The following is a 12302-nucleotide window of genomic DNA, read 5'->3' on the forward strand; positions in this document are numbered from 1 at the left end:
CAACCAAGACGAAAAAACTATCCCAAATAATGATTTACTTTTTCGAAAAAGGCGGGAAAATAATTTTCATTTGAGGCGATAATTTCTTTCCCATGCAGAAAGTTATCGCCTCCCCTAAAGTCACAAACTTTTCCGCCTGCCTCTTTCAAAATGATGATCCCGGCAGCAATATCCCACGAATGCAGGGCATGTTCGAAAAATCCGTCAAAACGCCCGCAAGCCACATATACCATATCCACCGCGGCCGATCCCATTCGACGCATGCCGCGCGTTTCAATCATGAAAAACTCCAGCAAACGCAGGTAATCGTTTAGCATCTCGAAATTGTAGTACGGAAAACCTGTGGCCAGCAAAGCATCTTCGTGGGTGCTGCATTTGGATACCTCGATGGGGTTTCCGTTTAACCACGCACCCCCGCCTTTCCAGGCCGAAAAAAGTTCGTCCTGCCCAATCTCGTAAACCACACCCGCAATGGGTTCATCACCATCAATTAAGCCAATAGAAACCGAATGCGGAAAAATTCCATGAATAAAATTAGTCGTGCCATCCAGCGGGTCAATCACCCATTTCAACTGCTCGCCATCTTCGGTAGCTGTTCCTTCTTCAGTGATATAACCTGCTTCGGGAATCAGTTTCCGCAATTCAGTTACTATCATCGTCTCCGCATTTTTATCGACATAGGTCACCAAGCTGGCTTTTCCCTTCAGCTCAATATCGTCGTTGGTAATTTTTGAACGCTCTTCACGAATAAACTGTCCGGCTGATTTGGCGACCGCCGCCATTGTTTTGCAAATATGTTGTAAATCCATTGTTTTCTTTTTGTTCGAAATTCGCCTAAATTAGCTCGACTTCAAAATTTCCGATGTTATTTATTTCTGAAAGCTTCATGAAATGAATGATCCGATGAATTGCGGTCATCGGATCACGGGATGAAAATTTTGTATCAATTGCTACAGGAGATCGCTGGCCAATTCAGCCAAATAACTGCGCTCTCCCTTTACAAGGTTGACATGTGAAAACAGTTCCTGGCTCCGCATTTTGTCAGTCATATAAGCCAGTCCGTTTGATTTCATGTCGAGGTAGGGCGAATCGATTTGCTGCATATCACCCGTAAAAACCATTTTGGTACCTTCACCCGCCCGGGTAATAATGGTCTTTATTTCGTGCGGTGTGAGGTTTTGTGCTTCATCGACAATAAAGAATGCATTGGACAAACTGCGACCGCGAATATATGCCAGCGGAGTAATCAGCAAACGTTCTTCCTTCAGCAACTCCTCAATTTTCATATACTCCTGGCTGCGAGGGTTGAATGCATGCTTAATCACCGACAAGTTATCAAAAAGAGGCTGCATGTAAGGACTGATCTTTTCGGTGGCATCACCCGGCAAATAACCCAAATCACGGTTGCTCAACGCCACAATGGGACGTGCGAGTAGAATTTGTTCGTACTGCTTGTTTTGCTCCAACGCGGCTGCCAGCGCCAGCAAGGTTTTTCCGGTTCCGGCTTTCCCGGTGAGCGATACAAGTTTAATATCAGGATTCAACAGGGAATTGATGCTAAATGTTTGCTCGGCATTGCGTGGTTTGATTCCGTAAGCCACGCGCTTTTCAATCCGGACAATCCGCTGGGAGCCACTGTCGAAACGAGCCAAAACACTCGATTTATTTCCTTTCAGGATAAAATATTCGTTGGGAACCGGCTTTCCGCTGATTTCAGATTCTGCAATCGGAAAAGATCCTTCGTTGTACAACCGCTCAATCAGTTGATCTTTGTACGTCTCAATCTCCGTAATGCTCTTTTCAAAAACCTGTGGATCCTTGATCTTGTCATTCTGGTAATCCTCAGACATGAGTCCCAGCGACTTCGCCTTCATCCGCAAATTAATGTCTTTCGAAACCAGAATCGTCTGGCGATCCGGATTATCGTTCTTCACAAATTCGGCCACCGCCAAAATCCGGTGATCCGGTATATCTTCCTTGAAGGATTGCTTCATGGCTTCGGTAAAGGGCTTACCCGTTGCTATAATCAATTTCCCCATCCCCTCGCCTAACTGGATTCCGCCATTGAACAGTTTCTCACCTACAATTCCATCCAAAATTCGCACAAATTCGCGTGCCTGAAAGTTGATCGGATCATTTCCTCGCTTAAATTTGTCGAGCTCTTCCAAGACCGTTAAGGGAAGAATGATATCATTATCTTTGAACTGGTAAATACACGTGTGATCGTGCAGAATAACATTTGTATCAAGTACAAATACTTTGGTGTTAGCCTTCTTCATTGTTGCCATAGCCTTAGGTTTTGCTTTTGCTAAATGTAGAAAAAATAGCTGAACTGAGTTTAAGGGCCACACCAAAGCAGACCAATTGTTATTAACACTAAAAGAAATTTTACAGTAAATATCTGATTCAGAATGAAAAGTTATAAACAGACCCTCGATTTTTTATATACCCGTTTGCCTATGTACCAGCGCACGGGACCAGCCGCTTATAAGGATACTCTTGAAAACACCTTAATTCTGGACAAGCTATTTGCCTTTCCGCATCATGATTTTAAGAGTGTGCATGTAGCCGGAACCAACGGAAAAGGCTCGTGCTCGCATTTGTTGGCTTCGGTGTTGCAGGAAGCGGGTTACAAAGTTGGCCTATATACTTCGCCCCATTTGATCGATTTTCGCGAACGAATAAAAATTAATGGCGAAATGATTTCAGAAGCGGATGTGGTTGCTTTTGTCGACCAATTCAGAAAAATGAATGAAACAGCACAGCTCGAACCCTCATTTTTTGAAATTACGGTTGCCATGGCTTTTGATTATTTCCGAAATCAAAAGGTCGACATTGCCATTGTGGAAGTGGGACTTGGCGGCCGGCTGGATTCAACCAATATTATTCGGCCCGAAGTATCACTTATCACCAACATCAGCCTAGACCACACTGCACTTTTAGGAAATACAATCGAAAAAATCGCCTTTGAGAAAGCAGGCATCATTAAAGCATCCATTCCTGTTGTGGTTTCAGAATTCAACGAATCGTATAATAAGGTATTTGAGTCTGTAGCCAACGAAAAGCAAAGTCGCGTTTATTTTGCCGATCGCGAATTTAAATCTGATTATTCCATGTATTTGCCCGAGGGAAAACAAGTTTTCAATTTCAACAAAGACGGACAGCTGGCGTATCCCGACTTGAAAATGGATTTGCTGGGAAACTACCAACGTAAAAATGCGGCAGGCGTACTAAAAACCATAGAGCTACTTCAGGAAAAAGGATGGACTATAGGAAATAAAGCCATTTACCTTGGCTTTTCAAATGCCTCAAAAAACACTGGATTGCGGGGCCGTTGGGAAGTGGTCGACAATAATCCGCTGGTAATTTGCGATACAGCGCATAACGCCGCAGGTTTAACCGACGTAGCTGCTCAAATTGAAGCAACCCCCTGGAAGACCCTATACCTCGTTTTAGGCATGGTTAATGACAAAGATCTGGATCAGGCGTTGGCTATTCTACCAAAAGAAGCGACCTATTTATTCACGCAGGCAAAAATTCCCAGGGCACTCCCGGCGGCCGATTTGGCGGCTCAGGCAGCAGCTTTCGGGCTCCATGGCCAAGCAATACCTTCTGTTCCTGAAGCAGTTGCCAAGGCCCGGTCGTTGGCACAACCAGAAGACCTCATTTTTATTGGAGGCAGCACCTTTGTGGTAGCTGATTATTTTTCTTGAAAATTTTAATTTTTTCTTTTGGCAGAGCGAAAAAAGGATTTATATTTGCAACGCCTTTCTGAAAAGGAGGTGAGTTCAGAAAACATTCGGGCGATTAGCTCAGTTGGTTCAGAGCATCTGGTTTACACCCAGAGGGTCGGGGGTTCGAATCCCTCATCGCCCACAAAAAGAGAAATATCAACATGATGTTTCTCTTTTTTTTTACCAAAACACTACAAAGTCACCACCACCTTTCCAACCGTGTGTCCGGTTTCCAGTTGCTGATGGGCATCAGCCATTTGTTCCAAAGTGTAGGATTGTGATACATAGGCTTTCAGTAGCCCTTTTTCAAACCAGTCGGCCAGCCATTTCATATCATCGCCATTGGATTGAACCAACATAGTCACGCCCTTGACTCCTTTTGCGCTAGCTTTGTCACTCACTTTTTCATTCATTCCTGATACAATGCTAACAATTGTTCCGTCAGTCTTCAGCGTATCCAACGAGCGATCAATGTAATCTCCTCCAATCGTATCCAGCACAAAATCGACTGGATTAATGACCGATTCAAACTGCTGGGACTGGTAATCAATATGCTCGTCGGCGCCAAGCGATACCACAAAGTCTCTATTCTTAGCGGAGGAAGTTCCAATAACATAAGCTCCGAGTTGCTTCGCAATTTGCACCGAAAAATGCCCCACTCCACCCGACGCGGCATGAACGAGTACCCGGTCACCGGCATTTACTTTGGCATGCCTTACCATCGCTTGCCAGGCAGTCAACGCAGCCAAGCTTCCGGCGGCAGCTTCGGCAAAACTGATGTTCGCCGGCTTTAGTGCCAAATGGCTGGCAGGAGCCGCAACATATTCGGCATAGGCCTTTCCATGCCCTGGAAAATTCACCATTCCAAAAACCTCATCTCCCGACTTGAAAGTTTCAACTTTACTCCCTGTTTCTTCAACCACCCCGGCGATATCCCAGCCTAAAATCAGCGGATTTTCTTTTTCTAACTTTTCGGCCAGCGCTTTTCCCTTTCTTGTTTTGATATCCACCGGGTTCAGACTCATGGCTTTCACCCGAACCAAGACCTCATCATCGGCAATAGAAGGTTGCGGAATTTCGGTGAGCAGCAAATTCTCGGTACTTCCAAAATCACTTAAAACAATTGCTTGCATCGTTCTCATTTTTTTTTATTTCAACTTGATTTCCCTTATTTCAAGTCCTTTCTTCCCGATTTTGTTCAAATTCTGATGGCAGATCTGTTCCGCCAAACAAAAAAACCTTCTTAAGTAGCAGAATAGCGATAAAAATTTTGAATCCAAACGCAATCAGACCTCCATAGTAAGATTGAGTTCAATCCACCATGCTTACAAATCTGTTATCAAATTGACTGCCCTTCAAAAACAGATGATTCTTCCAAGGGTACCAAATCTCCGTCAAAGGTTAACTGTCCCGGTCGTAAACCAGTTAGTCTGGCGGAAGTCCTCCCATCCGGTCCGATTGAAAACCGCACATCATAAATGCCAATACTTGTCATGACATTCATGGCAAGGTGAAAAGTATTTCTCTTCTCATTCTCCGTTAACTCCCATTTCGTAATTCTTCCTTTTGCGGTTACTCCTCCTACTCCGTTGGGCCCAACTCTCCAATTCGATCCAATTTGAATGGTTGCTTCGGTTGAGTCGACCGCGATAAAATTAATGGTAGAATTTACATATACACGACTTCCAAAACGCCCCTGTAAAAAGTCGGCTTCGAGCACAAAACTTCTATTCTCCAGCATGTATTCCGTCAACTCATACTGAAGCTCTCTTTCGGCTTCACGTTTTTCCCTTTTTGTCAGAGGAGCTTGTTGGGTCTCTTCTAGCACCTGTGCAAATAGGCCATTTGACGCAATGGCAAATAATAAGATTACGGCTATTTTTTTCATTGTTAACTCCATTCTTTTGTTCGTGGACTGCGAAAACAAGATCTATTCCACATTCAATCCACCAAAGGTTCTTTAGAACTCCTTAGCAAAAATTAACATTACAAATCTGGCACACGCGGATACACAAAGCTAAAACGCAGATAAACGGACACCCTGCGCGGTAGGTTATCGTGCTTTTGAAGTAACCGGACGCTCATTCAGTATTGCGTCACCCCAAGGAATGCTTATTTCTTGTTTAGTTCAAAGTTGCAGACGATATCAATCTCCTTGCTCACGACCATCCCTTTCGTAAATGTTTTGTTCCAATCAACATTGTAATCAAACCTCTGAATAGATCCGGTCAGTTTGAACCCAGCTCTTGTTTCACCCATGGCCTCAACGGTCCCCATATGGCTCACATCAAAAGTTTCTGTTTTGGTTACATCTCTGATTGTGAGTGTTCCGGTCAGCTGGTATTTGCCATCACTAATCTTTGTTAACGACTCACTTGTAAATTTAATAACAGGATATTTTTCAACACCCAAAAAATCATCTGATTTTAAGTGGTCATCTCTTTTCGTATTGTCTGTGTCCAAGCTGTTTGCCTGAATAGTCACCTCGATTTTAGCATCCGTGAAATCAGCTTCATTAGATACAACCTTGATGTCAAAGTCTTTAAAATTGCCCTCAACTTCTGAGATCCCCATATGGATGGCTGAAAATTTGATCGATGAGTGGGCTTCGTCTTCTACCCATACGGTGCCCTGCGCAACTACATGAGTCGCAAATAAATTCAGGGCTAAAATAATGATGTAAGTAAGTGTTTTCATAATCTTCTCTTTTTTGTTCATTTTATCCATTTTGCTTGTACACAACAACTTCCAGGCGATCCAACGTAATTCAGTTCGCATTGAAGAAAATCACCATCAATACGATCTGGGATTAATTAAATCAACACGCATGCCAGTTTCCCTAAAAATCTGTATTGAAAGGCCGCAGCCAAAGCGAATGTGCGGACGTAAACTTCTTCTGCAAAACCGGCGCAACAAGCTTTTGTTGCCCTTAGAGCAATGCCCTATCCTGCTTCTTTAGGTTCAATATGAAACTAATATCACCTACAAAAACCGCTGATCTTCTTTCACTTCCGTGAAATTCATCCACAGTTCTACCGTGTAATTTCTCCACAGCCTAAGAACGATCAATTCGGAAACCGCCACTTTTTCCTGTTTGCGAATCTTGGCACAGAATTATCACCTCGGTCAATGACCACTTTAGACTTTAGCAACTTGCAGCAGGCTCTGCAACATTTATCTGAATAAAATGAGTCATAACGATACAAACGATGAAGTGAATAACCAAAAAAACAGATGTTATGGGATTTAATTTAACAAGTACCGCATTTGAAGAGGATGCAAACATACCAACAAAACATAGTTGTAAAGGCGACGATACTTCACCACCATTACGATGGGATGAAGTTCCTGGCGGAACCGCTTCCTTTGCGTTAATACTGGAAGATCCGGATGCCCCAAATGGCACGTTCTGTCATTGGATTGTCTATAACCTTCCGGAGGACTGCCGTGAACTGGAAGCCGTTATTCCAATTCAAAAAAAGCTGGACAACGGCGCCATGCAGGGACAAAACGATTTTGGGAAAATTGGGTACGGAGGACCTTGCCCGCCCCAGGGTGAAGAACACCGGTATTTTTTTCGGCTTTTTGCGTTGAAGAAAAAGCTATCCCCGGAATCGGCTAACCGAAGTGAGGATTTTTACAATGCTGTAAATGGATTAATACTTGGGAAGGCCGAATATATGGGACGGTTTAAAAAATAAACTTTAGCACACATCGAAAATGAACTTCAACCCTCCTGACAGGAAGGACAATCGCCAGTGGTTCATCGTGAAAATTTGATCTTCTGGATTTTCCCATCGCACCGCAGACAATCTGCGTCGTCTTGGTGTGTGGACGCATTTACAATATTCATTGCCGAGTGGCACCACGTCATTCAATGTTTTCCAGATACCTTTCCATTAAATGGAGATATTTCAGGGCCTCATGCAATTCATCCTGATTTTTCCCTTCTCCTTTCTTTTGTGCGGCAAGCAGACTTACTTTTGCCCGGACATTGGCACGGTAACTTTTATAAAAATTGAATAGCTCGCGGGTAGCGGGCTGCTCTTCGGTATTAGAAAAGTTCAGGTATTTTTTATAGAAAAGCTCTCCGAGCTCTTTCCGCCCAAAGAAATCGAAGTCGACAGCCAGAAAAGCGATGTCATTCAATACATCAATCTGCCGAAAGTTTTTGTTAAACTCAATGCAGTCAAAAATAACCGGATCGTCGTATAGGAAGATGTTCCTCGAGTTTAAATCGCCATGACAGTCTTTGTGAAAACCGGAAATAATCCGTTCATTCAAAAGACTTCGGCTGTTATTTAGGTAGTCCCATGATTTTTTAGTTGCCCAACGGATGATATGCTTGCATTCTTCTCCAATTTGTTCGGCAGCAAATGATGCCAGCGACTGGATATCCTCATAATTTTCCTGGAATTCAATGGTTCGAAAAGCATTTTTGATTGGTTCTTCCTTTCTGTGAAAATCAGCTGTTTTTTTCGCCAGGCGATCCACTTGCTTTTCAGTGACCTTATCCTCCCTAAGCAACTTGCTCATCTCCATCCGGCTGTCCATCCGCTTCATTTTCACCGCATAATCAACCACCTCCTCTTGCTGATCTTCTGTCTGTTCGAGCATATTCCGGGTGATTGAGATAACTTCCTGATACACATCCGGAGCCAGTCGCCTGTTGAGCCGCAGTTCCTCCTTGCAAAAAAACTTCCGCTTCTCGAGCGATGTAAAATCGAGAAACGAAAAGGCCACCGGACGTTTGATTTTGAAGGCATAATGATCAGTCAGAATAATCCACGAGATGTGCGTTTCTTTCAGTTCTGCACGTTGGCAACTATCGGGCAAGCTGCAATTATTCAGAAGATTTTCAATCTGTTTTCTGTCCATAAATGTATCCTTGTGCTTGTTGAATCAGGTGTTGCATTTCCGATGAATCTGACCACAACCGGAGATGGTCCTCCCGACATGGCTCCCATTCTTGTTTGATCTGCTGATACACTTGGAAATCAGATTCGCTGTAATAACGTTTGTTTTCAAGCCGTTTCTTCACTGTTTCCTCCTGCGTTTTCAGCTCAATTAAAAAAACAGGATGATCGTATTCCAGCCCTATTGCTCTCACTCGGGCTCGTCTTTCCTGCTTATGAAAAGTACCGTCTACCAGAACATCCAAGCCATTTTTCACTACTGCTCTCAATCGCTTCATCAGCTCCTCATAAACCTGTTCCTTGGATTGTCTGTCGTACTGTCCGCGTTTGTTTAGCCCATCGCGCACAACATCCGTGTTCAGGTATGCGGCATCTATCTCTTTGGTAAATTGCCTTGAGAAATACGATTTACCTGTGCCGGGAAGACCAAAAACCAAAATAATCATATGAGCTCCTTTCGTTTAGGGCCGCAAAGCTACTCCACAATCAGCTTTCCTTTCATGCCAGCCTGAAAGTGTGCCCGAAAGGTGCATACGTATTGATACTCCCCCTTCTTTTCGGGTACCGTAAACGTGATTGAATCCACTTCGCCATCGCCAAGCATGTCGGTTTTGGCAATAATTTGTCCTTCCAGCTCCGGATCGATAAAGTCATTATCCTGATGCTGTAATCCCTGGGTCACAAAATTGAGCGCATCAGTTCCTCGTTTGAGTAATACCCAGTTATGCGCCATCTGGCTTTTATCCACCGCACTAACTGTTTTTAAGGTAATTTTTAAGGTTTCGCCCGGTTTGGTTTTTATTGTTTCTACCGTATAGCGGAGGTGATCGTGCCCTTCAATCTTAACTTCTCTGGGCTGACTATACCCCAACTGCACCATTACAATAAGAAGCAAAGCGGTGAGCACTGTTTTTATCGCCTTCATAGTTTTTGGTCTTTTTGATTTTAATTGACATGATTTCTCATAAAAAAAAACAAGTTTCCTCATTAGTCTTGCTCAGACTATAAAGGGAGCTCTGTTTGCGTATCGTTTAAAGTCTTTGCCCTCATTCGCATATTTTTAGAAGGAAAAACCAGGATCACTCCTTAAAAAAGGTAAATTCCTGACTTTTCCAATCCGACTTTATTTTTCGATCTCAAATGAGATTTTGGCGTTGACCGCATAAGAAACAATCTTGTTATTTTCAACATTAGCATTCATTTCTTTCACGTAGATCGATTTGATATTCTTCACTGTTTTCGAAGCTTCAACAAGTGCGTTTTGTGTTGCTTCAGTAAATCCTTTGTCAGATGCTGCAATGACTTCAATTACTTTAACCAATTTCATAATTCTGTGTTTTTAAATTTTAACAAGTTAATTACATTCTTTACTCACCAGAATCATTCCAAATAAAGATCGATGCGCCGCATGCCAAAACACACAAAAACCTAACACACTATACAATAACGACATACAAAACACAAGAAAACAAAGACCAGCAAACCACTCCTCAACGGGCAGTGTTGATTTTATGCACAAGCGTGTAACTATTCCACAACAAAAGAGCGACTGTCCATTCATCTACTGGGACAGCCGCTCTTACACCTCAATTTTGCCTTTTCAGACACTAACCTAAACCAAACTCAATTTTGTTGGACCACACGACCAGCCAGATCATTCGGTAGTTTTACCAACTCGTTTGCTACCAACTCGGCCACCTTTTTTGCGCCAACCACACGCAAGTGTGTGTCGTCTTGTCTTCCCTCCGGGAATCGATCGTTGGGTTCTGTCCACAAATAAACCTCTTTCGAAGGTTCATCGCCCATAGACTGAACCAAATCAGCGGTGAGCTTTTGCAAGTCAATCAGCCCAACATCCAATTCCTTAGCTACTGCTCGCATAGCCAAGGGATAGTCGCCATGTGTATCAAGCAACTGGCCGTTTTCATCAAACTTCCGGCGAACAATGGACGTTAACAAAATTGGTGTCGCACCTTTGTCCCGACTTTCACGAACATACTTTTCCAGGTTCTGCGAATACGTGCCATATGGATCGGTGTACCGCGCACTGTCTTGATCTTTCTGGTCGTTGTGTCCAAACTGAATGAAGACATAATCACCTTGCTTCAAGCTATCCAATACCGTCTGCCATCGCCCTTCGGTGATAAAACTTTTGGTGCTGCGCCCGTTGACCGCGTGATTATGAACGGTAACCTGCTCATCAAAAAACTCGTCAAAAACCTGTCCCCAGCCGGTTTCAGGATAAACTTCGGCTTTTTTGTCCGACATGGTTGAATCGCCAACCATGTACACATCAATTGGCTTTTGCACTCCTGTACAAGCTTCCAGAATTAAAACCAGAATTAGAATACTCCATTGTATTTTCATCGTTCGTAATTGATTATTGTCGTGTCACCTTGACGGCTTCAGGATTCACATTTTGATTCAGCAACAGGATTTCATCCGTTGCTTCACCTGTGCTAAGCACAATGTCCACATTTTTGGTTTTTGAACCATTTACTGAAATAATCGGCTGACCACCAGTATTGACCGACAAATCTTTGATGGAAACATTTTGCACGTTGTAAAAATTAACCGCAGGAAACTTGGTCGTTTTCAGTTTCAGGTTGTTCACCGTAACGCCATTGGCATCCATACAAAACAAGCCATTTTCGGCCTCCATGACCAAGTCCTCCAACAACACATTTTCCAGGTTCATTTCCGGAAGTCCCTGCAGATAAATCGCCTGTTTAGCTCCTTTTACTATCACATTTTTAATCGAAATATCCTTAAACTGAGGGGTTTCTTCAGTTACCTCCATCATTTCCGATTCTCCGTCATTTTGAGCTTGTTGCTCCAGCATTTCGGAAACTGACAGCCCTCCATAATACAAGTTGAATGAAATGGCGTTGGTTGGAATGTCGATCATATCGATATCTGAGATGTAGATTCCTTCTACCACACCGCCACGACCGCGGGTACTTTTAAAACGCAGGCCAACATCGGTGCCCATAAACGTACAGCCCGAAACGTGCATATTTTTAACACCGCCCGACATTTCGCTTCCAACGGTCACACCACCATGTCCGTGATAAACAATGCAATTTTTGATGATCAGGTTTTCGGTAGGTATGCCGCGGTCGCGACCATCCTGATCTTTTCCTGATTTAATGCAGATGGCATCATCGCCCACATCAAACCGAGAATCATAGAGAACGGTATTTTTGCACGATTCAATATCGATTCCATCGCCATTCTGCGAGTACCAGGGATTGCGAACATCGATATTCCGAACAGTCAGGTTTTCGCACATCAGCGGATGAATATTCCAGGCCGGCGAATTCTGAAAAACCGGCCCATCGAGCAAAACTTTATTACAGCTCACCAAACTGACCATCACCGGGCGCAGAAAGTCCTTTATTTCTTCAAATTCGTCCATCGTTGTGAACTGCGTCGGCACATTCATGTCGCTCATTTCGAAACCTTTCTTAAAACTTTCCGAAGGAAACCAACTCGTTCCACTTTCATTAACGATTCCACCCGACGCTACCAATTTCTTCCACTGCGAATCAGTCATCTTGGAACGCTTCACCTGGCGCCAGGCATCGCCCGAACCATCGATCACACCCTCTCCGGTTATGGCGATATTTTCCAAACCCTTACCATAAATAGG

General features: G+C 43.5%; 13 protein-coding genes and 1 tRNA gene. 3 read left to right on the top strand and 11 right to left on the bottom strand.

Annotated features, from left to right (window positions below; genetic code table 11):
- Positions 1-17 precede the first annotated feature (17 nt).
- The gene (locus tag AAC033_RS05845; RefSeq protein WP_339736378.1) at positions 18-809 is read right to left on the bottom strand and encodes an inositol monophosphatase family protein; all 792 of its coding nucleotides are present in this window, start codon (positions 807-809) and stop codon (positions 18-20) included.
- 141 nt (positions 810-950) lie between these two features.
- Positions 951-2288 carry a PhoH family protein gene (locus AAC033_RS05850; RefSeq protein ID WP_339736380.1) on the bottom strand — a complete coding sequence of 446 codons (1338 nt, stop codon included), beginning with the start codon at positions 2286-2288 and terminating at the stop codon, positions 951-953.
- A gap of 123 nt (positions 2289-2411) precedes the next feature.
- Here AAC033_RS05850 and AAC033_RS05855 point away from each other — a divergent pair, with 123 nt between their 5' ends.
- Both AAC033_RS05855 and AAC033_RS05860 read left to right on the top strand, forming a co-directional pair.
- On the top strand, positions 2412-3713 hold the full coding sequence (locus AAC033_RS05855; RefSeq protein WP_339736382.1) for a folylpolyglutamate synthase/dihydrofolate synthase family protein: 1302 nt from the start codon (positions 2412-2414) through the stop codon (positions 3711-3713).
- A gap of 88 nt (positions 3714-3801) precedes the next feature.
- A tRNA-Val gene (locus tag AAC033_RS05860) sits at positions 3802-3876 on the top strand.
- Positions 3877-3925: 49 nt separating this feature from the next.
- On the opposite strand, the gene AAC033_RS05865 is transcribed toward AAC033_RS05860, so the two are convergent.
- The 3 genes from AAC033_RS05865 to AAC033_RS05875 form a co-directional block, all read right to left on the bottom strand.
- Positions 3926-4876: an NADP-dependent oxidoreductase gene (locus AAC033_RS05865; RefSeq protein ID WP_339736384.1), complete on the bottom strand. Its 951-nt coding sequence runs from the start codon at positions 4874-4876 to the stop codon at positions 3926-3928.
- A 197-nt stretch (positions 4877-5073) separates the two neighbouring features.
- Complete coding sequence (locus AAC033_RS05870; RefSeq protein ID WP_339736386.1) at positions 5074-5622, bottom strand: DUF4251 domain-containing protein; 549 nt, start codon at positions 5620-5622, stop codon at positions 5074-5076.
- A 224-nt stretch (positions 5623-5846) separates the two neighbouring features.
- Positions 5847-6431, bottom strand: a complete 585-nt coding sequence (locus tag AAC033_RS05875) for a YceI family protein (RefSeq protein WP_339736388.1) — start codon at positions 6429-6431, stop codon at positions 5847-5849.
- A gap of 542 nt (positions 6432-6973) precedes the next feature.
- On the opposite strand from AAC033_RS05875, the gene AAC033_RS05880 reads away from it, so the two are divergent.
- The gene (locus AAC033_RS05880; protein ID WP_339736390.1) at positions 6974-7435 is read left to right on the top strand and encodes a YbhB/YbcL family Raf kinase inhibitor-like protein; all 462 of its coding nucleotides are present in this window, start codon (positions 6974-6976) and stop codon (positions 7433-7435) included.
- Positions 7436-7604: 169 nt separating this feature from the next.
- Here the strand turns inward: AAC033_RS05880 and AAC033_RS05885 are convergent, their stop codons facing one another.
- From AAC033_RS05885 to AAC033_RS05910, 6 genes are all read right to left on the bottom strand, one after another.
- Positions 7605-8612, bottom strand: a complete 1008-nt coding sequence (locus AAC033_RS05885; RefSeq protein ID WP_339736392.1) for a hypothetical protein — start codon at positions 8610-8612, stop codon at positions 7605-7607.
- Positions 8593-9096, bottom strand: coding sequence for an AAA family ATPase (locus tag AAC033_RS05890; protein ID WP_339736394.1), 504 nt, complete (start codon positions 9094-9096; stop codon positions 8593-8595). The genes AAC033_RS05885 and AAC033_RS05890 overlap by 20 nt, the downstream gene beginning before the upstream one ends.
- A 29-nt stretch (positions 9097-9125) precedes the next feature.
- Positions 9126-9575: a plastocyanin/azurin family copper-binding protein gene (locus tag AAC033_RS05895; RefSeq protein ID WP_339736396.1), complete on the bottom strand. Its 450-nt coding sequence runs from the start codon at positions 9573-9575 to the stop codon at positions 9126-9128.
- A 198-nt stretch (positions 9576-9773) separates the two neighbouring features.
- Positions 9774-9977, bottom strand: coding sequence for a dodecin family protein (locus tag AAC033_RS05900; RefSeq protein WP_339736398.1), 204 nt, complete (start codon positions 9975-9977; stop codon positions 9774-9776).
- A gap of 296 nt (positions 9978-10273) precedes the next feature.
- On the bottom strand, positions 10274-11017 hold the full coding sequence (locus AAC033_RS05905) for a rhamnogalacturonan acetylesterase (protein WP_339736400.1): 744 nt from the start codon (positions 11015-11017) through the stop codon (positions 10274-10276).
- 13 nt (positions 11018-11030) lie between these two features.
- Positions 11031-12302 (bottom strand): glycosyl hydrolase family 28 protein (locus AAC033_RS05910; protein WP_339736401.1); only part of this gene is annotated, 1272 nt, incomplete at its 5' end.

Source organism: uncultured Sunxiuqinia sp. (genome assembly GCF_963974515.1).
Taxonomy (GTDB): domain Bacteria; phylum Bacteroidota; class Bacteroidia; order Bacteroidales; family Prolixibacteraceae; genus Sunxiuqinia.

Bases quoted from the DNA above. Each gene is read 5' to 3' on its own strand.
- AAC033_RS05845 (WP_339736378.1), bottom strand. From the start codon at position 809: ATGGATTTACAACATATTTGCAAAACAATGGCGGCGGTCGCCAAATCA.
- AAC033_RS05850 (WP_339736380.1), bottom strand. From the start codon at position 2,288: ATGGCAACAATGAAGAAGGCTAACACCAAAGTATTTGTACTTGATACA.
- AAC033_RS05855 (WP_339736382.1), top strand. From the start codon at position 2,412: ATGAAAAGTTATAAACAGACCCTCGATTTTTTATATACCCGTTTGCCT.
- AAC033_RS05865 (WP_339736384.1), bottom strand. From the start codon at position 4,876: ATGAGAACGATGCAAGCAATTGTTTTAAGTGATTTTGGAAGTACCGAG.
- AAC033_RS05870 (WP_339736386.1), bottom strand. From the start codon at position 5,622: ATGAAAAAAATAGCCGTAATCTTATTATTTGCCATTGCGTCAAATGGC.
- AAC033_RS05875 (WP_339736388.1), bottom strand. From the start codon at position 6,431: ATGAAAACACTTACTTACATCATTATTTTAGCCCTGAATTTATTTGCG.
- AAC033_RS05880 (WP_339736390.1), top strand. From the start codon at position 6,974: ATGGGATTTAATTTAACAAGTACCGCATTTGAAGAGGATGCAAACATA.
- AAC033_RS05885 (WP_339736392.1), bottom strand. From the start codon at position 8,612: ATGGACAGAAAACAGATTGAAAATCTTCTGAATAATTGCAGCTTGCCC.
- AAC033_RS05890 (WP_339736394.1), bottom strand. From the start codon at position 9,096: ATGATTATTTTGGTTTTTGGTCTTCCCGGCACAGGTAAATCGTATTTC.
- AAC033_RS05895 (WP_339736396.1), bottom strand. From the start codon at position 9,575: ATGAAGGCGATAAAAACAGTGCTCACCGCTTTGCTTCTTATTGTAATG.
- AAC033_RS05900 (WP_339736398.1), bottom strand. From the start codon at position 9,977: ATGAAATTGGTTAAAGTAATTGAAGTCATTGCAGCATCTGACAAAGGA.
- AAC033_RS05905 (WP_339736400.1), bottom strand. From the start codon at position 11,017: ATGAAAATACAATGGAGTATTCTAATTCTGGTTTTAATTCTGGAAGCT.